The organism is Agrococcus sp. Ld7, from assembly GCF_045064095.1.
Lineage (GTDB): Bacteria > Actinomycetota > Actinomycetes > Actinomycetales > Microbacteriaceae > Agrococcus.
In genome coordinates, this window is the sequence record NZ_JBISGY010000025.1 from 42,898 (window position 1) to 61,434 (window position 18,537).

Sequence of the window (18,537 nt, forward strand, 5' to 3'; positions counted from 1 at the left end):
CGGACAGCAGCTGCGGTGGGCGCGAGCCCGCCTGACATGCTCTCGAGTCTGCCCCTCGCCGCGCGGGCGTAGGCTCGCGCCATGGCCAGGGTGACGCTGCTGTGCGGGCCCGCGGGCGCGGGCAAGACGACGCTCGCGCGCGAGCTCGAGGCCGCCGGAGCGCTCCTGCTCTCCTACGATCGGGAGGCCTGGGCGCGCGGCGTGCAGGGCGGCACGCCCCCGCGGGAGCTCGTGCAGGAGATCGATGCCGAGCTGCACGAACGCCTGGCTGACGCGATCGGCGCCGACCGCAGCGTGGTGCTCGACGCAACGCTCGCCACTCGTGCGGTGCGCGATCGGTGGCGGATGCGCTGCGGCGCGATGGATGTGCCGATCGACCTGGTGGTCGTGCGCGCGCCATCCGACGTGCTGCGCGAGCGGATGCGGGCGCGGCAGCCCGGACCCGACTCCGTCGTGCTCGACGACGACACGCTCGCCGCCTCCGTCGAGGCGTTCGAGTGGCCGGGGGAGCACGAGGCGCATCGCACGATCGACACCGCCTGACCGCGCGGCGACACCGGCTGACCGTCGACATCGCCCCTGACCACGGCCGCTCCGAACCAGCCAGCCCCTGTGTGCCCCACCGTGCGAGGATGAGCGCATGGATCCCGATGTCGCCATGTGGCTCGGCTCGACCCTGCTGACCATCGGTGCACTGGCCGTGGGTGTCACCGTGCACCTGATCGGGCTGGGGCGCGTCGCGCCGACGTTCGCGCTCGGGCTTCCGGGTCGACGCCTGCGCACCGATGCGGCGACGTTCGCGCTCACGCACCGTGCGGCCACGCCGCTCACCTGGCTCGCCGCAGCGATCGCCGCCGTGGCAGCCGTCGGCGCGCTCGCCGCTGGGCTCGGGACCGGGATCGGGGAGTGGGCGGTCCTCGCCGTGCTGTCGGCGATCGTGCTGGTGATCGGGCTGACGCTCGCGACCTGGAGGGCGCACACGGCGCTGGGCGATGACGCGCTGCTGGACGACAGCACCAACGGCCCGCTCCGTCCCGGCGCGGACTGACAGCGCGACCGTCTCGGATGCCGTTCGGCGAGGGCGAGCCACGACGAGCACGCGCTGCCGTCTGCTCCGGCAATTGACAGCCGGTTGATAGATTCGACAACTTCGCCGCAGCGACCTACCGTGAGCGAATGGAGCAAGCCGACGGCAGTGCCTCGCACGCGCCCACGACCGCTGCCACGACGGCCCCGAGCACGGTCATCCGCTGCCTGGACGCGATGCGCCGGGCGCCCGGAATCGTGCCAGCGCTGCGCCTCATCGACGATCTCGTCGACGCCGCGCAGACGGCTTCGCCGTCGGACCTCGCTCCGCTGATGGAGGCCGCGGCCGATGCCTCCGATCAGGTCACCGGCACGGGTGCGGTGCTTGCGCTCGGCGCCCTGCCGGCATCCGCGGGTCACGCGGCGCTGCTCGAGATCCTGCGCTCCGGGCCAGCGCATCTGCGCGAGCATGCCGCCTGGGCGCTGGCGATCGGGCCCGCGAGCCCGGATGCCGTCGACGCCCTCGTGATGATGGTCGCGTCGGGTGGCTTCGATGCGTTCACGGCCCAGCGCACGCTCGAGCGCTGGGCACAACACGACGCGACCCCGGTCGCTGCGGCGCTCGTCGCTGCCGTCGGCGACGAGACGCTCCGGGACGCGCGGGCGCAGCTCGTGGAGACGCTCGGTCTCGTGCCGGGCGCCGCGGTCACGACCGACCTCATCGAACGCGCCGCTGATCGCGAGGAGGGGCCGGCGGTGCGGGCGGCCGCCGTCGCCGCGCTCGGCGATCGGGGGGAGGCGAGCGGCAGCGCAGCTCGCGCGGTCCTCGACGAGATCGCCGCCGGCACCGACGAGCTCGCCGAGGTCGCGCGCGCCGCCCTGCACGACCTCACCCCCGTCAGGGCAGCGGCGCGCGAGACGCACGGGCTGACGATTGCGCAGCTGTTCCTCCACGCCGACATCGATGCAGACCTCACGCACGCCGGTCGTGGGGACAACGGCGGCATCGCCACCCTGCTCGTGCAGCTCGGCGACGCGCTCGCCGCCACACCCGGCATCGAACGGGTCGTGACCATCTCGCGGGGCCGTTCCGCCGATGCCCTGGTCGGCATCGACAGCATCGCGGCACCCGGCCTCCACTACGCCTCGGTGCCGATCTGGGGCCCGCCTCCCGCTCAGGCGCAGTCCTGGCCGCTGCGGGTCGCCGCGCGTCGGGGCGTTCGACGGATCCTGCGCGCCGCCGCGCCCGTCGACGCCATCCACCTGCGGATGGCCGACGTGGGTTCGATGGCCGCGGCTGAGACGGCGCGAGACCTCGGCATCCCCGTCGTCTTCACGCTCGCGCCGGATCCGCAAGGGCTCGTGGCAGCTCGCGAGACGGAGGGCACACTCAGCCGCGCGAGCTTCGGTGCGGCCGACCTCGTCGAGCATCTCGTGCTGCGCGATCGGCTGGTGCGCGAGATCGCCGCGGCGTCCGACCACCTCGTGCTGCTTCCCCGTCCCGACATCGAGCGCACCATCGCCGCCCTGCTGGGCGTCGACATCGGCGACCCTGCGGTGTCGGCGACCGTCGTCGCGGAGGGTGTGGCCCTCGACGCCATCGACGCGGCCCGCCACCTCGTCGCCGGTGCTGCTTCCCAGGATGCGGTGCACGCGCACCTCGCCGACCTCGACGAGCTGCTGCGCACGCTGCCGCGCGAGCGTCGACACCTGCCGCTCGTGGTGAGCGTCGGCCGCATGCACCGCGTGAAGGGCATGGCGACGCTCGTCGAGACCTGGGAGGGAGACGCCCAGCTGACCCAGCGATGCAACCTGCTGGTCATCGGCGGCGATCTGCTGCACCCGAGCATCGACGAGGCCGCGCAGCTCGCGCGCATCGCCGAGGTCGTGCCACCGGCGACCGCCGCGAACCGAGGACTCCTGCTGGCGGGGCACCGACGCAACGCGGTCGTCGCGACCTGGCTCGCGGCCGTGCGCCTGGGTCGCCCAGGTCTGGCCGCGCCCGACGGCATCTATGTCTGCGCCAGCCTGAAGGAGGAGTTCGGCATCGCGATCCTCGAGGCGATGGCCGCGGGACTCATCGCCGTCGCGCCATCAGGCGGCGGGCCCGCCACCTACATCGAGCACGGCAGCACCGGCCTGCTCGTCGACACGACCTCGCGCAGCGCGCTCGCGGCCGCCATCGCTCGTGCGCTCGGGCTCGCTCGGGATCCGGCAGTGGCAGCACATGCGGAGCCGGCGCGCGATCGGCTGCGCGAGCGCTTCGGCATCGGCACCATGGCGCAGGCGCTGGAGCGCGTCTACGCGGCGGCCGCGCGGTCGTCGGCGTCCGGCTGGACCCGGGCGACCGAGACCGACGAGGGCGCATCATGACGCTGCTCGTGATCACCCCCGACTACGCCTCGCACCTCTACCCGCTGGCGACCTTGGCCACGGCGTGGCGGGATGCGGGTGAGCGGGTGGTGGTGGCGACCGGCCCGGCGACCGATCACATCGTGCGCGACTTCGGCTACGAGCGCGAGCACCTGCAGCTGGGGCGCGGCTCCAACCCCGGGGTGATCCGGGCGGAGGACCAGCCCAAGGGCGAGGATGTTGCGCTCCGGGGGTTCTTCGACGCCACCCGGCGCGGTGCCATCGCGACGCTCGAGTTCCAGGCTCACGCACGGCGCAGCGACCTGCTGTGGAACCCGCTGGGCGTTGCGCGGGATGTGCTGGCCGTGGTCGATCGGGTGCGCCCGGACCACATCCTGGTCGACCACCTCGCCTTCGCCGCGCGGATCGCACTCGGTGCGGCAGGTCGGCGGCACGCCGACGTCGTGCTCGGGCATCCGAGCGCGCTCACCGTCGGCGACGAGGTCTACGGGCTGCCGCCCGTGTTCCCCGACGCGATCCGACCGACCGAGACCGAGCTCGCACGACTGCGCGGGGTGTGCGAGGCCGTGCGGGATGGCTTCACCGAGCAGTGGAACACCGCCCTCGCGGCGCTCGACCCCGGTGCCGCGCCGACCGACGACGCGTTCGCCGAGACCGGCGACGTGCTGCTGCTGAACTACCCTGGTGAGCTGCACGCGGATGCTCGCGCGAGCCTCCTGCCGCGGCATGCCTTCCTCGGTTCGGCGGTGCGCAGCGAGCCCGCCGATATCGAGGTCGAGGCCTGGCTCGCGCGCGACGACCGGCCGATCGTCTATGTCAGTCTGGGCAGCTTCCTCTCGGTGCGCGGGGATGTGCTCGCGGCGATCGCCGAGGCACTGCGACCGCTGGATGTGCGCGTCGCCCTCGCGAACGGCTCGACGCCGCGCGAGGCGCTGGGTCGCGTGCCAGACTCCTGGCTCGTGCGCGAGGTGCTGCCGCAGGTCAGGCTGCTCCAGCGGTCGGCGCTCGCGATCTCGCACGGCGGCAACAACAGCGTGACCGAGGCGCTCACGGCTTCGGTGCCGCTGCTGCTCCTGCCGATGTCGACCGACCAGTTCGCAGGCGCGGCGGCTCTGGAGCGGGCGGGACTGGGCGAGGCGCTCGACCCGAACAGCGCGTCGCCCGCCGAGATCGCGCTCGCAGCGCAGCGGCTGCTCGCGCTCGCCGATCCCGCTCGCAGCAGGCTGCAGGCGCTGGGCGAATCGCTCGTGGCGACATCCGGTGCCGAGCGGGCGAGGGCCGCGATGCTCGAGCACGTCTGAGGACCGCGCGGGTGCCGGGGGACCGGCCGCTTGCTAGTCTTGCGCCTGGATCCGACGCAGGATCCGCGGACGAGGGAGCCGTACCCGCATCGCGACAAGACGGCCAGCAGGGACTGGTCATGATGGGCGCGAGGGCGTGAGCTGGGTGATCCTCGTCGTCTCCGGACTGCTTGAGGCGGTCTGGGCCGCCGCGATGCAGTCGTCGAAGGGCTTCAGGAAGTGGCGGCCGACGGTGCTCTTCGCGCTCGCCATGGCCGCCTCGATGGGCGGTCTCGCGATCGCGATGCTCGAGATCCCCACCGGCACCGCCTATGCGGTGTGGGTCGGCGTCGGCGCGGTCGCGACCGTGCTGCTGCAGCTGGCACGCGGCAAGGAGCGGATGTCGCTCGTGCGCTCGCTGCTGCTCGTGCTCCTCGTCGGCTGCCTCGTCGGCCTGCAGCTGGTGAGCTGAGATGCGCCGGGGAACCGCATGGGGCGTGCTCCTGGTCAGCGCCGTGCTCGAGGCTGCCTGGGCGACCGCGCTCGGGCAGTCCGAGGGCTTCACGCGGCTCGTGCCGTCGATCGTCTTCGCCGTCGCCGCGCTGCTGAGCTTCCTCGGCCTCGAGCGCGCGGTGAGGGTGATCCCGCTCTCGACCGGCTACGCGGTCTGGACCGGCGTCGGCGGCGCGCTCACCGTGCTCTGGGCGCTCGCCACGGGTGCGCAGCCGGCGAACCCGCTGCTGCTCGCGTTCGTCGCCGGGATCCTCATCGCCGTGGCAGGGCTTGCCCTGACCGAGCGCCCGGACGCCGCCGCGCCCGCCGCGCCGAACGCATCCGCGCCCAATGCATCCGCGCCTGACGCATCCGCGCCCAACGCATCCGCGCCCAACGCATCCGCGCCGCACCCCTGACACCGGAGCGGTACCGAATCGTCGCGCGGGCGGGCTTGGCGCGACATCTTCGTACCGGTGCCGCGGGAGGTGCCTGCGTGCGGTGCGGGGAGCGGTACCGAATCGTCTCTCGGGCCGGCTTGGCGCGACATTGTCGTACCGGTGCCGCGGGAGGTGCCTGAGGCGCCTGCGGTGCGTGCGATGCGGGAGCTGCCTGCGTGCATCACGGGGAGCGGTACCGAATCGTCGCGCGGGCGGGCTCGGAGCGACATCTTCGTACCGGTGCCGCGGGAGGTGCGTGCGGTGCGGGGAGCGGTACCGGATCGTCGCGCGACCAGGTCTGGCGCGACATTGCCGTACCGGTTGTCCGGCGCTCGCCGCACACTCACACGCTCGCCGCACGCGCCGCGCGGCGCGCTAGATCACGTACTCGATGTGCGGCAGCTCGGCGGGCGCGAGCTGCCCGACCGGCTTCGCGGGGATGCCGACGAGCGTCGTCCCCGACGGTGCATCGCGCAACACGACGGCGTTCGCACCGACCTTGACGTCGTCACCGAGCGCGATCGGGCCCAGCAGCTTCGCGCCAGCGCCCACGAGCACCCGGTGCCCGAGCGTGGGATGCCGCTTCACGGACGCGTTCGCCGTGCCACCCAGCGTGACGCCGTGGTACAGCATCACGTCGTCACCGGTCTCGGCGGTCTCACCGATCACCACACCCATGCCGTGGTCGATGAAGAAGCGCCGCCCGAGGCGCGCGCCCGGGTGGATCTCGACGCCCGTCACGAAGCGCATCCACTGGCTGCCGGCGCGCGCGAGCGACCGGGCTCCCGCATGCCACATGCGGTGATGGATGCGGTGCGCCCACACCGCGTGCAGGGTCGAGTAGGTGAGCGCGATCGTCACGGGGCCGCGCGCGGCCGGGTCGTGCCGCTTCGCGTTCTCGATGTCCTCGCGGATGTTGAGCCAGCCCATGGGCAGCCGTCAGGCCAGGTCGGCGAAGATCGGCAGCGACAGGTAGCGCTCACCGGTGTCGCACACGATCGCGACGATCGTCTTGCCGGCCGACTCCGGGCGCTTCGCGATCTCCATCGCGGCCCAGACGATCGCGCCCGACGAGATCCCCGCGAAGATGCCCTCCTTGGCCGCCAGTTCGCGCCCAACCCGCACCGCGTCGTCGAGCTCGACGTCGACCACCTCGTCGTAGGCGTCCCGGTTGAGGATGTCGGGCACGAAGTTCGCGCCGAGGCCCTGGATCTTGTGCGGGCCGGCCTGCCCCTTCGTGAGCAGGGGTGAGTCGGCCGGCTCGACGGCGACGACGCGGATGTCGTCGCGCAGCTCCTTCAGCCGACCGCCCGCGCCCGTGATGGTGCCGCCGGTGCCGATGCCGGCGATGAAGATGTCGACCTCGCCGTCGGTGTCGGCCCAGACCTCCTCGGCGGTGGTCTCGCGGTGCACCTTGACGTTCGCCTCGTTCTCGAACTGGCGCGCCAGGATGGCGCCAGGCGTCTCGGCGACGATCTGCTGCGCGCGCTCGACAGCGCCGCGCATGCCGTCGCCGCCGGGCGTCAGCACGAGCTGGGCACCGTAGGCCTTCAGGATCGCGCGGCGCTCGACCGACATGGTCTCGGGCATGGCGAGGATCACGGTGTAGCCGCGGGCCGCGCCCACCATCGCGAGCGCGATGCCGGTGTTGCCGCTGGTGCCCTCGACGATCGTGCCGCCCGGCTGCAGCTCGCCCGATGCCTCAGCGGCCTCGATGATGGCCTTGCCGATGCGGTCCTTCACGGACGCGCCGGGGTTGTGGGACTCAAGCTTGACGAGCACCGTCGCGTCGGTCTCTCCCATGCGCTGCAGGCGCACCAGGGGAGTGCCGCCGATCGTTCCGGTGATGTCATCAGAGATGCGAGCCATATCGTTGCCTTTCATCGGGTGGAAGCAGTGCTTCTACTCTACGCGTGCCTGCCTGGTCCAGCGCTGGACGGACCGCACGCATTCCCGGCGCCGCAGCCCGCGAGCGGAGTGCGGCGCGATCGCGGTCCGGCGCCGGCGGCACCGGGCGGCGCGATCGCGGTCCGGCCGGCGGTAGCGTGATGCCGTGGCGCAACCGGCTGTGGGCGAGATCATCCGCGACGCGCGTGCGCGCCTGAGCCACGCGGGGATCGACGGCCCCGACGCCGAGCTGCTCGCGGCCTGGGCCCTGGGCGGCAGCCTCGGCGAGCTGCGCATCGCCATGGCGATGGGGCGGGTCTTCGAGCCGGATGCGCTGGCGCGCTTCCGTCAGGCCGTCGCGAGGCGGCTCGCGCGCGAGCCGCTGCAGCACATCACGGGCCTCGCACCCTTCCGCCACATCGAACTGGCGGTCGGCCCCGGCGTCTTCACGCCGCGGCCGGAGACCGAGCTGCTGGTCGACGTCGCGCTCGACCACCTGCGCCGGATGCGCAGCGGCACCAAGCGAGTGCTCGACGTCGGCACCGGCAGCGGCGCCGTGGCGATCTCCATCGCCCGGGAGAGCGACGCCCGGGTGATCGCGGTCGAGGCGAGCCCGGCGGCGTTCACCTGGGCGCGCCAGAACATTCAGGCGCTGGCACCCCAGACGGTGCTGCTGCACGGCGACGCCCGCGACCGCGCGGCGCTCGCGGCTGTCGGAGTCGAACCGGGCTCGCTCGCGGCGCTGGTGTCGAACCCGCCCTACGTGCCGCACGCTGCCGTGCCGGCGGACCACGAGGTGCGCGGCCACGATCCGGCCGCCGCCCTCTACTCCGGCGCGGATGGCCTCGATCTCGTCCGCGAGCTCGTCGCGCTCGCGGCGGAGCTTGTCGAGCCGGGCGGCCTGGTCGCCCTCGAACACACGGAGGAGCAGGGGGCGAGCGTGCGGCAGCTGCTCGACGCGAGCGGCTTCAGCGGTTCGCGCACGCACGCGGATCTCAGCGGCCGCGACCGCGTCACCGCCGCCATCCGCTAGCAGCACCGGCGGTACCATTGGCTGGTGCCCGCCATCCACGACTGCGCCGATCCCGCGTCCCTGCTCGCAGGCGTCCGCGCGGCCCGCACGGCGGTCGCGGCCGGCCGGAGCATCGTGATCCCGACCGACACCGTCTACGGCATCGCCGCCGACGCCTTCTCGCACGAGGCCGTCGCCGGACTGCTGGCCGCGAAGGGTCGCGACCGCGGTTCCCCGCCACCGGTGCTCGTCGCCGATCGCGCGATGGCGAGCGCGCTCGCCGAGCAGGTTCCCGCAGAACTCGAGCCGCTGCTGGATGCGCACTGGCCGGGCCCGCTCACGGTCATCCTGCGCGCGCAGTCGTCGCTCAGCTGGGATCTGGGTGACACCGGCGGCACCGTCGCGCTCCGGGTGCCCGATCACGTGATCGCCATTGAGCTGCTGCGCGAGACGGGGCCGCTCGCGGTCTCGAGCGCGAACCTGCACGGTCAGCCGGCGCCCACGCTCGCGGCGCAGGCGGTCGAGATGCTCGGCGAGTCCGTCTCCGTCGTGCTCGACGCGGGTCCCGTGGGCAGCGGCGCGCAGCCGGGCGAGCAGAACGGCTCGACGATCCTCGACTGCTCGAGCCCGGGCGTCTTCCGCATCGTCCGGCAGGGCGTGCTGCCCCGCGAGCAGATCGCGGACGTGCTGGGCGACCTGCTCGTCGACGGATGACGCCGTGAGCTTCCTGCTGATCACGGTCGCGGCGGCGGTCATCACGTTCGTCGCCTCGCAGATCGTGCTCCGCTTCGCACTGAAGCACTCCATCCACCCGCCCGTGCGGCAGCGCGACGTGCACTCGCGCCCCACGCCCCGCCTGGGCGGCGTCGCGATGGCCGTCGGCGTGCTCGCCACGTTCGGCATCGCCGCGCTCATCCCCGAGTTCGCCGGCATCTTCGCCGAGCCCACGCGCGTCTGGGCACTGCTGGGCGGCACCGTCGCCATCTGCGCCGTCGGCGTGCTCGACGACCTGTTCGACCTCGACTGGATGCTGAAGCTCGGCGCGCAGATCCTGGTCGCCGGTGGCGTCGCGTTCTGGGGCGTGCAGATCGTCAGCCTGCCGATCGCGGGCCTCACGCTGCCCTCGTCGACGATGGCGATCGTGCTCACCGTGCTCATCATCGTGGCTGTCATGAACGCCGTGAACTTCATCGACGGCCTCGACGGGCTGGTTGCCGGCACCACGATCATCGGATCGACCGCGTTCTTCGGCTACATCTGGATGATCAGCCAGAACCTCGGTCAGCAGAACGCCTACTTCTCGCTCGCGAGCCTCATCACCGCGATCATCGTGGGCGTCTGCCTCGGATTCCTGCCGACGAACTGGCACCCGGCGCGGATGTTCATGGGCGACGGGGGAGCGCTGATGCTGGGCCTGCTCACGGCAGCCAGCGCGATCGCGGTCACCGGCCAGATCGACCTCGGCACCATGGGCGGCCGCAGCCAGATCCTGCCCGCATTCATCCCGGTGCTGCTGCCGCTGGCGATCCTGGTGCTGCCGATGACCGACTTCGTGCTGGCCGTCGTGCGCCGCGTCATCAACGGCAACAGCCCGTTCGCGCCCGACCGCAAGCACCTGCACCACCGCCTGCTCGACATGGGGCACTCGCATCTCGGCGCCGTGCTCATCTTCTACACCTGGACGACGGTCGTGTCGGCCGGCTGCCTGCTCTTCCTCATCTGGCCCTGGTGGGTCGCCGTCGGCGTGATGCTCGTCGGGTTCGTGTTCTCCGCGCTGCTCACGGCAGCGCCCGTCAGCAGGCGCATCTGGCGCACTGCCCTGCGCGTGATGCGTGAGCGGCGCGCGCCTCATGGGAAGATCGAGTCGACCGAGATCGACGCCCACGTCGACGCACAGACCGAGCGGCAGGGAGACACCCGGTGAACACGAGCCAGATCATGCAGCGCATCCTGCTGTGGGGCGGCGTGCTCGCCGCGGCGGTCGCCGTGATCGGCGGCCTGGTCGGATGGTTCTTGGCGAGAGGTGCGGGCGTCGCGTCCGCGCTGGTCGGCACGGCACTGGCGATCATCTTCTGCATGCTCACGGCCGGCAGCATCCTGCTGGCGCTCAAGGTCTCGAAGGGCGAAATGGTCTCCGGTGCCTTCTTCGGGATCGTGCTGGGCGGCTGGCTGCTGAAGTTCGTGCTGTTCATCGTGCTCGTGTTCGTGCTGGGCGGTCAGGAGTGGCTGCACCGCGGCGTCGCCTTCGGGTCGCTGCTGGCGGCGGTGCTGGGATCGCTCGCCATCGACGTGATCGTGATCGCGACCAGCCGGCAGCCCACGATCGACAGTGACGCCGACGACGAGACGCAGGGGCGTCCCGCATCCGGTGCGCGAGCCTGATTCGGCGAGCGGCGTGGCCGACCGGGCCGCACCGCTCTGATAGTGTTCTGAGTGCTCCCCCCCACTGCGCCGCTCCTTCGTGAGCCTGGTTGCCCGAGGGGGCGCAACGACGTCGAACCGGCGCCAGGCGCCATGAGGTTGAGGAAGAAACGCTGAACGCCTTGATGACGCTGCTGGCCTCTGCTGGAACCGAGCCCGAGCCGTTCCACCCGCCGAGCATTGCCGACTTCTTCCCGCAGGTCTTCCTGTTCGCGGATCCGACCATCCCCTGGTTCGACGGCGAGTCGCCCATCTTCGGCATCAACCGCATCATGCTGGTGCGCTTCATCGCCGCGGCGGCCGTGATCCTCATCTTCGTGCTCGGCACCCGCAAGCTGCGCCTGATCCCGACCCGCGGGCAGAGCCTCATCGAGATGGGCCTCGGCTTCGTGCGCGACGGCATCGCCTACGACCTGCTGGGCGAGAAGGACGGCAAGCGGTTCCTGCCGATCATCACCACCATCTTCTTCATGGTGCTGGCGATGAACCTCACGGGCGTGATCCCGGGTCTCAACATCGCAGGCACGTCGGTGATCGGTGTGCCGCTCGTGCTGGCGATCGTCTCGTACATCGCGTTCATCTACGCAGGCGTGAAGAAGCACCCGGGCGCGTTCTTCAAGAACTCGCTCTTCCCCACCGGCGTGCCGTGGCCGCTCTACATCATCGTCACGCCCATCGAGGTCGTCTCCACCTTCATCCTGCGACCGGTCACGCTGACGCTCCGACTGATGATGAACCTGTTCGTCGGCCACCTGCTGCTGGTGCTGTTCTTCGCAGCGACGCAGTTCTTCCTCTTCAGCGCCGGGGGCCTGTTCCCGCTGCTGGGCATCGGCACCCTCGCGTTCGGCTTCGTCTTCACAGCCTTCGAGCTGCTCGTCGCCGTGCTGCAGGCCTACGTCTTCGCCATTCTCACCGCTGTCTACATCCAGCTCGCGCTGGCTGAAGAGCACTGACCAACCCCCGGACTCCCGGAACACAACGGAAGGAAACACCGTGGACAACGCCACGACCATTCTCGCCGAGATCAACGGCAACATCGGCACGGTCGGCTACGGCCTCGCCGCGATCGGCCCGGCCATCGGCGTCGGCATCGTCGTCGGCAAGACGATCGAGGGTGTCGCGCGCCAGCCCGAGCTCCAGGGCCGCCTGACGGTCCTGATGTTCATCGGCATCGCGTTCACCGAGGCGCTGGCCTTCATCGGCATCGCCACGTTCTTCTTCATGGTCTGAGGACCCGATGCTGACAACTGCACTCAGGATGGCGGAGGAGGGGGAAGCACCGAACCCCCTGCTGCCCGCCTTCTACGACATTCTCTGGTCGACAGTCGTCTTCGTCGTCCTGCTCGCGATCTTCTGGAAGGTCGTCCTGCCTCGCATGCAGGCGCTGCTCGACGAGCGCGCCGCAGCGATCGAGGGCGGCATCAAGAAGGCCGAGGAGGCGCAGGCGGAAGCCGCTGCAGCGCTGGAGTCGTACAACACCCAGCTCGCGGAGGCTCGCGCCGAGGCAGCGCACATCAAGGACAAGGCTCGCGCCGACGCCTCGAAGATCGAGGCCGACCTCCGGGCTCGCGCCATCGAGGATGCCGAGCGGATCACCGCGCAGGCGCAGCAGCGCATCGAGCAGGAGCGCCAGGCGGCGTTCTCCTCGCTGAAGTCCGAGGTGGGCACGCTCGCCCTTGACCTCAGCGAGAAGGTCGTCGGCGAGTCGATGGATGACGCGCGCTCGGCGAGCATCGTCGACCGATTCCTCGCTGACCTCGAGCGCGAGGGAGCGAAGCACTAGTGGGCAGCGCGACCAGCCAGGCACGAGCCGGCATCGACGAGGCGCTTCGGGCGCAGCCCCATGCGGGGCTCGAGGACGCACGGGAGCTCTTCCGAGCCTCGCGCGCCATCGAGCGCAGCCCGCAGGTGCTCTCGGCCCTCGCCGACTCGGTCTCGACCCCGGATGCGCGTGCGGCACTCGCCGAGCGCGTGCTCGGGCAGCTCGGGTCCACGACGGTCTCGATCGTCGCGCACCTGGCGCGCCAGCGCTGGTCGGATGCTGACGACATCCTCACCGCGATCGACAGCGCGGGCATCCGCGTCGCCGTCCAGGCTGCGGGGAGCGCGGATGTCGCGGGCGAGATCGCTTCCTTCCAGCGGATCGTCGCGTCCGACCCCGAGCTGGAGCTGGCCCTCGGCGGCCTGCGCGGCTCGGCCGACGACAAGGCACAGCTCGTGGAGCGCCTGCTCGCAGGCAGGTCGAGCGAGACCGCCGCGGTGATCCTCGAGCACCTCGTGCGCACACCGCGCGGCCGTCGCATCGGCGCACTGCTCCGCGGTGCTGCCTCGGAGGTGGCTTCGGCCGCGGGCCGCTCGCTCGCGACCGTGACCACGGCCCGTGAGATCCCTGCCGGGCAGCTCGACCGGCTCCGTGCCGGCCTCGAGCAGCAGTACGGCCGCTCGCTGCAGCTGCAGCAGATCGTCGACCCGGCAGTCCTTGGCGGGCTCCGCGTCTCGATCGGCGACGACATCATCGACGGCACCGTCCGTTCCAAGTTCACCGACCTCCGCCTGCAGCTCGGCTAGGTCGAAAGTCCCGAAGAGGAAGACACATGTCAGAGCTCACCATCAGCCCCGACGAGATCAAGGGCGCCCTCGCCGACTTCGTCTCGTCCTACGAGGCATCCACCTCGACGACGGCCGAGGTCGGTCACGTCATCGACGCCGCGGACGGCATCGCGCACGTCGAGGGCCTGCCCGGCGTCATGGCGAACGAGCTCGTCCGCTTCGCGGACGGCACGCTCGGTCTCGCGCAGAACCTCGACGAGACCGAGATCGGCGTCGTCGTGCTCGGTGAGTTCGACGGCATCGTGGCAGGCATGGAGGTGACCCGCACCGGCGAGGTCCTCTCCGTCCCCGTCGGCGAGGGCTACCTCGGCCGCGTCGTCGACCCGCTCGGCATGCCGATCGACGGCCTGGGCGACGTCGCTTCGAGCGGCCGCCGCGCCCTCGAGCTGCAGGCGCCCGGCGTCATGCAGCGCAAGTCGGTGCACGAGCCGCTGCAGACCGGCATCAAGGCGATCGACGCCATGATCCCCGTCGGCCGCGGTCAGCGCCAGCTGATCATCGGCGACCGCCAGACCGGCAAGACGGCGCTGGCGATCGACACGATCATCAACCAGAAGGCCAACTGGGAGTCGGGCGACGTCAACAAGCAGGTGCGCTGCATCTACGTCGCCGTCGGCCAGAAGGGCTCGACCATCGCCTCGGTGAAGGGCGCGCTCGAGGACGCCGGTGCGATGGAGTACACCACCATCGTCGCCTCGCCCGCATCCGACCCTGCGGGCTTCAAGTACCTCGCTCCCTACACGGGCTCGGCCATCGGCCAGCACTGGATGTACGAGGGCAAGCACGTCCTGATCATCTTCGACGACCTGTCGAAGCAGGCGGAGGCCTACCGCGCCGTCTCGCTGCTGCTGCGCCGCCCGCCGGGCCGCGAAGCATACCCGGGTGACGTCTTCTACCTGCACTCGCGTCTGCTCGAGCGCTGCGCGAAGCTCTCTGATGAGCTGGGCGCTGGCTCGATGACGGGTCTGCCGATCATCGAGACGAAGGCCAACGACGTCTCGGCGTACATCCCGACCAACGTGATCTCGATCACCGACGGCCAGATCTTCCTGCAGTCCGACCTCTTCAACGCCAACCAGCGTCCCGCGGTCGACGTGGGCATCTCGGTCTCGCGAGTCGGTGGCGACGCGCAGGTGAAGTCGATCAAGTCGGTCTCCGGAACGCTGAAGCTCGAGCTCGCGCAGTACCGCTCGCTCGAGGCCTTCGCGATGTTCGCATCCGACCTCGACGCCACGTCGCGCCGTCAGCTCGCCCGTGGCGCTCGCCTCACCGAGCTGCTGAAGCAGCCGCAGTACTCGCCGTACCCGGTCGAGGAGCAGGTCGTCTCGATCTGGGCCGGCACCAACGGCAAGTTCGACGACGTCGAGGTGAGCCAGGTGCTGCAGTTCGAGTCCGAGCTGCTCGAGCACCTGCGCAACAACAGCACGCTGCTCGCCACGATCCGCGACGCCGCGAAGCTGGACGACGAGACCAAGGCTCAGCTCGAGTCCGAGGTCGACGAGTTCGCCAGGAACTGGCAGGGCAAGGATGCGCCGAGCATCACCGACCCCGGCACCGAGTCCAGCAACCCGATGGTCGAGGACGTCAACCAGGAGCAGATCGTCAAGGGTCGTCGCTGACCTACGCTTAAGGAGGCGTCATGGGAGCCCAGCTCCGGGTCTACACGCAGAAGATCAAGTCTGCGCAATCGACCAAGAAGATCACGAAGGCGATGGAGCTCATCGCTGCATCGCGCATCCAGAAGGCGCTCGTGCGCGTGAAGGCGTCGAACCCGTACGCCCGAGCGCTCACGCGCGCCGTGAGCGCGGTCGCGACGTACTCCAACGAGGCGCACCCGCTGACCGTCGAGCGCGATGAGCTCAAGCGCGCCGCGATCGTCGTCCTGACGAGCGATCGCGGCCTGGCAGGAGCGTTCAACTCGCAGATCATCCGCGAGGTGGGCGAGCTGCGGGCGAAGCTCGAGGCTGAGGGCAAGGAGGTCGATCACTACCTGATCGGCAATAAGGCCGTCGGCTACTTCAAGTTCCGCCAGCGCCCCTACATCAGGGAGTGGACGGGCATCTCGGATGTCCCCACCCCCGAGGTCGCGCAGGAGATCGCGGAGGCGGTGCTCGAGGCATACGTCTCGGAGCAGGTCGACGAGATCCATGTCGTCTACAACCGCTTCGTCAGCATGATGACGCAGGACCCGACGTCGGTCCGCCTGCTGCCCCTCGAGGTCGTGGAGGCGGAGGATGCAGGCACCGCAGAGCACCTCCCGCTGTACGAGTTCGAGCCCGAGCCCGCTCGCGTGCTCGACGCACTGCTGCCGGTCTACGTCGAGAGCCGCATCTTCAACGCGCTGCTGCAGTCGGCCGCCGCCAAGCAGGCCGCAACGCAGAAGGCGATGAAGTCGGCCTCCGACAACGCAGACAAGCTCATCACCGACTACACCCGCCTGCGCAACAACGCGCGCCAGGCCGAGATCACGACGCAGATCTCCGAGATCGTGGGCGGCGCGGACGCCCTCGCCTCGGCGAAGTAGCCACGAAAGGCAATCACCATGACCATCACTGACACCCCCGCTGCCTCGCAGACGCAGGCCGGCGTCGGTCGCGTCGCTCGCGTGACCGGGCCCGTCGTCGACATCGAGTTCCCGCACGACGCGATCCCCGGCATCTACAACGCGCTGAAGACGACCGTCGACTTCGGCGACGGCACGCCCACGCAGGAGATCACGCTCGAGGTCGCGCAGCACCTCGGCGACGACCTCGTCCGCGCCATCGCGCTGAAGCCGACGGACGGCCTCGTCCGCGGCCAGGAGGTGCGCGACACCGGCGAGTCGATCACGGTGCCCGTCGGCGACGTCACCAAGGGCAAGGTCTTCAACGTCATCGGCGAGGCGCTGAACCTCGCTGAGGGCGAGACCCTCGAGGTCTCGGAGCGCTGGGGCATCCACCGCCAGGCGCCGTCGTTCGACCAGCTCGAGTCGAAGACGCAGCTGTTCGAGACCGGCATCAAGGTCATCGACCTCCTCACCCCGTACGTGCTGGGCGGCAAGATCGGCCTGTTCGGCGGTGCCGGTGTCGGCAAGACCGTGCTCATCCAGGAGATGATCCAGCGCGTCGCGTCCGACCACGGTGGTGTCTCGGTGTTCGCCGGTGTCGGCGAGCGCACGCGTGAGGGCAACGACCTCATCCACGAGATGGAGGAGGCGGGCGTGTTCGACAAGACCGCCCTCGTCTTCGGCCAGATGGATGAGCCCCCGGGCACGCGTCTGCGCGTTGCGCTGAGCGCGCTGACGATGGCGGAGTACTTCCGCGACGTGCAGCAGCAGGACGTGCTGCTGTTCATCGACAACATCTTCCGCTTCACGCAGGCGGGCTCCGAGGTCTCGACGCTGCTCGGCCGCATGCCCAGCGCCGTCGGCTACCAGCCGAACCTCGCTGACGAGATGGGTGTGCTCCAGGAGCGCATCACGTCGACCCGCGGCCACTCCATCACGTCGCTGCAGGCCATCTACGTGCCCGCTGATGACTACACCGACCCGGCCCCGGCCACGACGTTCGCGCACCTCGACGCCACGACCGAGCTCTCGCGTGAGATCGCGTCGAAGGGTCTCTACCCGGCCGTCGACCCGCTCACGTCGACCAGCCGCATCCTCGACCCGCGCTACCTGGGCGACGACCACTACCGCGTCGCGACGACGGTCAAGCAGATCCTCCAGAAGAACAAGGAGCTGCAGGAGATCATCGCCATCCTCGGTGTCGACGAGCTGTCCGAGGAGGACAAGATCGTCGTGAACCGTGCGCGCCGGATCCAGCAGTTCCTCTCGCAGAACACCTACATGGCGAAGAAGTTCACCGGTGTCGAGGGCTCCACGGTGCCGCTCAAGGAGACGATCGAGTCGTTCGACGCGATCGCCAAGGGCGACTTCGACCACGTCGCAGAGCAGGCGTTCTTCAACGTCGGCGGCATCTCGGACGTCGAGGAGAAGTGGGCGCAGATCCAGAAGGACAACGGCTGATGGCACTCACCGTCAGCATCGTCTCCGCCGAGGACGAGGTCTGGACGGGCGAGGCCACGCAGGTCATCGCCAAGACCACCGAGGGCGAGATCGGCATCCTGAAGGGCCACGAGCCCGTGCTCGCGGTGCTGGCCGACGAGGGTCAGGTGCGCGTCACCGAGGCCTCCGGCACGGTGCACACCGTGGAGGCGGCCGATGGCTTCCTCTCGGTCGACCACGACCGCGTCGAGATCGTCGCGCGGAACGCCAAGCTCGCGTGATCGTCCTGCTGCCGCCCAGCGAGACGAAGGCGGCAGGCGGGATGGGCGCCAGCCTCACGACGGCCAGTCTGGGATTCCCCGGGCTGGCCGTCGTCCGTTCGCGGGCGCTGGCAGCGCTCGACCGCCTGGTCGCTCGGGGGCAGGACACGTCGACGCCGGCGAAGGCGCGCGCCGCGGCCGACAACGCCTCGGTGCGCACGTCGCCGACGATGCCCGCCGTCGATCGCTACACGGGGGTGCTCTTCAACGCGCTCGATGCCGCATCGCTCGATGCCGACGCGCGCGCATGGGTCGAGGGTCACGTCGTGATCCAGTCCGCGCTGCTCGGGTTCGTGCGGGCGTGCGATGGGATTCCGTCCTACAAGGTGTCGGCGACATCGAAGCTGCCGGGGGAGCGGATGCGCGACCTGTGGTCGGATGCGGGCTCGTCGATCGAGGGCTTCGTGGTCGACCTGCGCTCGAAGGCCTACGCGCAGCTCGCACCGGTGCCGGGCGCCGTGACGGTCGAGGTCGTCTCGCCCGACGGTGCCGCGCTGAACCACTGGAACAAGGCCGGCAAGGGTGCGCTGGTGCGCGCGCTTGCGGTCTCCGGCGCCCGGGCCGACTCGGCGGATGCCCTGGTGCGGTGGGCGGAGTCGACCGACGTGCCCCTGTTCCGCACCGACAGCGGCGTGCGCCTGGTCGTCCAGGACCCCCGCTTCGCCCCCGCCCCGTAGAAGGAGGAGCCCCC

At 70.6% G+C, this 18,537-nt stretch carries 21 protein-coding genes and 1 riboswitch; of the genes, 19 read left to right on the forward strand and 2 right to left on the reverse strand.

The window, feature by feature from the left end:
• Positions 1–81: 81 nt before the first annotated feature.
• The 6 genes from ACJJVL_RS04770 (at position 82) to ACJJVL_RS04795 (ending at position 5,590) form a co-directional block, all read left to right on the forward strand.
• Positions 82–543 (forward strand): AAA family ATPase, encoded by a 462-nt coding sequence (locus tag ACJJVL_RS04770; protein ID WP_405217176.1) that lies wholly within the window; start codon positions 82–84, stop codon positions 541–543.
• A 97-nt stretch (positions 544–640) separates the two neighbouring features.
• Positions 641–1,048: a hypothetical protein gene (locus tag ACJJVL_RS04775; protein WP_405217177.1), complete on the forward strand. Its 408-nt coding sequence runs from the start codon at positions 641–643 to the stop codon at positions 1,046–1,048.
• A gap of 128 nt (positions 1,049–1,176) precedes the next feature.
• A complete protein-coding gene (locus tag ACJJVL_RS04780) occupies positions 1,177–3,399 on the forward strand; it encodes a glycosyltransferase (RefSeq protein ID WP_405217178.1) in 2,223 nt (740 codons plus the stop codon).
• Entirely contained in the window at positions 3,396–4,700 is a 1,305-nt protein-coding gene (locus tag ACJJVL_RS04785) for a nucleotide disphospho-sugar-binding domain-containing protein (RefSeq protein ID WP_405217179.1), read from the forward strand. The genes ACJJVL_RS04780 and ACJJVL_RS04785 overlap by 4 nt, the downstream gene beginning before the upstream one ends.
• 43 nt (positions 4,701–4,743) lie before the next feature.
• Positions 4,744–4,808: riboswitch (guanidine-III (ykkC-III) riboswitch) on the forward strand.
• Between the two features lie 28 nt (positions 4,809–4,836).
• A complete protein-coding gene (locus ACJJVL_RS04790; protein WP_405217180.1) occupies positions 4,837–5,151 on the forward strand; it encodes a DMT family transporter in 315 nt (104 codons plus the stop codon).
• A gap of 25 nt (positions 5,152–5,176) precedes the next feature.
• Positions 5,177–5,590, forward strand: coding sequence for a DMT family transporter (locus ACJJVL_RS04795; protein WP_405217181.1), 414 nt, complete (start codon positions 5,177–5,179; stop codon positions 5,588–5,590).
• A gap of 396 nt (positions 5,591–5,986) precedes the next feature.
• On the opposite strand, the gene epsC is transcribed toward ACJJVL_RS04795, so the two are convergent.
• Together epsC and cysK are read right to left on the reverse strand one after the other, a co-directional pair.
• Positions 5,987–6,541, reverse strand: a complete 555-nt coding sequence (epsC, locus tag ACJJVL_RS04800) for a serine O-acetyltransferase EpsC (protein WP_405217182.1) — start codon at positions 6,539–6,541, stop codon at positions 5,987–5,989.
• Between the two features lie 9 nt (positions 6,542–6,550).
• On the reverse strand, positions 6,551–7,480 hold the full coding sequence (cysK, locus tag ACJJVL_RS04805) for a cysteine synthase A (protein ID WP_405217183.1): 930 nt from the start codon (positions 7,478–7,480) through the stop codon (positions 6,551–6,553).
• A 184-nt stretch (positions 7,481–7,664) separates the two neighbouring features.
• Between cysK and prmC the strand changes: the two genes are divergently transcribed.
• The 13 genes from prmC (at position 7,665) to ACJJVL_RS04870 (ending at position 18,523) form a co-directional block, all read left to right on the forward strand.
• Positions 7,665–8,531, forward strand: coding sequence for a peptide chain release factor N(5)-glutamine methyltransferase (gene prmC, locus ACJJVL_RS04810; protein ID WP_405217184.1), 867 nt, complete (start codon positions 7,665–7,667; stop codon positions 8,529–8,531).
• Positions 8,532–8,555: 24 nt separating this feature from the next.
• A complete protein-coding gene (locus ACJJVL_RS04815) occupies positions 8,556–9,224 on the forward strand; it encodes an L-threonylcarbamoyladenylate synthase (protein WP_405217185.1) in 669 nt (222 codons plus the stop codon).
• Between the two features lie 4 nt (positions 9,225–9,228).
• Positions 9,229–10,434 carry an MraY family glycosyltransferase gene (locus ACJJVL_RS04820; protein ID WP_405217186.1) on the forward strand — a complete coding sequence of 402 codons (1,206 nt, stop codon included), beginning with the start codon at positions 9,229–9,231 and terminating at the stop codon, positions 10,432–10,434.
• Complete coding sequence (locus ACJJVL_RS04825) at positions 10,431–10,892, forward strand: hypothetical protein (RefSeq protein WP_405217187.1); 462 nt, start codon at positions 10,431–10,433, stop codon at positions 10,890–10,892. Before ACJJVL_RS04820 ends, ACJJVL_RS04825 begins: the two co-directional genes overlap by 4 nt.
• 164 nt (positions 10,893–11,056) lie before the next feature.
• Positions 11,057–11,884: a F0F1 ATP synthase subunit A gene (gene atpB / locus ACJJVL_RS04830; RefSeq protein WP_405217195.1), complete on the forward strand. Its 828-nt coding sequence runs from the start codon at positions 11,057–11,059 to the stop codon at positions 11,882–11,884.
• Between the two features lie 40 nt (positions 11,885–11,924).
• Complete coding sequence (gene atpE / locus ACJJVL_RS04835; protein ID WP_092667153.1) at positions 11,925–12,161, forward strand: ATP synthase F0 subunit C; 237 nt, start codon at positions 11,925–11,927, stop codon at positions 12,159–12,161.
• A gap of 7 nt (positions 12,162–12,168) precedes the next feature.
• Positions 12,169–12,714: a F0F1 ATP synthase subunit B gene (locus ACJJVL_RS04840; RefSeq protein ID WP_405217188.1), complete on the forward strand. Its 546-nt coding sequence runs from the start codon at positions 12,169–12,171 to the stop codon at positions 12,712–12,714.
• Positions 12,714–13,499, forward strand: a complete 786-nt coding sequence (locus ACJJVL_RS04845) for a F0F1 ATP synthase subunit delta (RefSeq protein ID WP_405217189.1) — start codon at positions 12,714–12,716, stop codon at positions 13,497–13,499. The genes ACJJVL_RS04840 and ACJJVL_RS04845 overlap by 1 nt, the downstream gene beginning before the upstream one ends.
• Positions 13,500–13,525: 26 nt before the next feature.
• A complete protein-coding gene (gene atpA / locus ACJJVL_RS04850) occupies positions 13,526–15,160 on the forward strand; it encodes a F0F1 ATP synthase subunit alpha (protein WP_405217190.1) in 1,635 nt (544 codons plus the stop codon).
• 20 nt (positions 15,161–15,180) lie between these two features.
• A complete protein-coding gene (locus tag ACJJVL_RS04855; RefSeq protein WP_405217191.1) occupies positions 15,181–16,065 on the forward strand; it encodes a F0F1 ATP synthase subunit gamma in 885 nt (294 codons plus the stop codon).
• Positions 16,066–16,083: 18 nt separating this feature from the next.
• On the forward strand, positions 16,084–17,547 hold the full coding sequence (atpD, locus tag ACJJVL_RS04860; RefSeq protein ID WP_405217192.1) for a F0F1 ATP synthase subunit beta: 1,464 nt from the start codon (positions 16,084–16,086) through the stop codon (positions 17,545–17,547).
• Positions 17,547–17,807: a F0F1 ATP synthase subunit epsilon gene (locus ACJJVL_RS04865; protein ID WP_405217193.1), complete on the forward strand. Its 261-nt coding sequence runs from the start codon at positions 17,547–17,549 to the stop codon at positions 17,805–17,807. The genes atpD and ACJJVL_RS04865 overlap by 1 nt, the downstream gene beginning before the upstream one ends.
• Entirely contained in the window at positions 17,804–18,523 is a 720-nt protein-coding gene (locus ACJJVL_RS04870; protein ID WP_405217194.1) for a YaaA family protein, read from the forward strand. Before ACJJVL_RS04865 ends, ACJJVL_RS04870 begins: the two co-directional genes overlap by 4 nt.
• Positions 18,524–18,537: the final 14 nt, after the last annotated feature.

Bases quoted from the DNA above. Each gene is read 5' to 3' on its own strand.
- ACJJVL_RS04770 (WP_405217176.1), top strand. From the start codon at position 82: ATGGCCAGGGTGACGCTGCTGTGCGGGCCCGCGGGCGCGGGCAAGACG.
- ACJJVL_RS04775 (WP_405217177.1), top strand. From the start codon at position 641: ATGGATCCCGATGTCGCCATGTGGCTCGGCTCGACCCTGCTGACCATC.
- ACJJVL_RS04780 (WP_405217178.1), top strand. From the start codon at position 1,177: ATGGAGCAAGCCGACGGCAGTGCCTCGCACGCGCCCACGACCGCTGCC.
- ACJJVL_RS04785 (WP_405217179.1), top strand. From the start codon at position 3,396: ATGACGCTGCTCGTGATCACCCCCGACTACGCCTCGCACCTCTACCCG.
- epsC (WP_405217182.1), bottom strand. From the start codon at position 6,541: ATGGGCTGGCTCAACATCCGCGAGGACATCGAGAACGCGAAGCGGCAC.
- cysK (WP_405217183.1), bottom strand. From the start codon at position 7,480: ATGGCTCGCATCTCTGATGACATCACCGGAACGATCGGCGGCACTCCC.
- atpB (WP_405217195.1), top strand. From the start codon at position 11,057: ATGACGCTGCTGGCCTCTGCTGGAACCGAGCCCGAGCCGTTCCACCCG.
- ACJJVL_RS04840 (WP_405217188.1), top strand. From the start codon at position 12,169: ATGCTGACAACTGCACTCAGGATGGCGGAGGAGGGGGAAGCACCGAAC.
- atpA (WP_405217190.1), top strand. From the start codon at position 13,526: ATGTCAGAGCTCACCATCAGCCCCGACGAGATCAAGGGCGCCCTCGCC.
- ACJJVL_RS04855 (WP_405217191.1), top strand. From the start codon at position 15,181: ATGGGAGCCCAGCTCCGGGTCTACACGCAGAAGATCAAGTCTGCGCAA.
- atpD (WP_405217192.1), top strand. From the start codon at position 16,084: ATGACCATCACTGACACCCCCGCTGCCTCGCAGACGCAGGCCGGCGTC.
- ACJJVL_RS04865 (WP_405217193.1), top strand. From the start codon at position 17,547: ATGGCACTCACCGTCAGCATCGTCTCCGCCGAGGACGAGGTCTGGACG.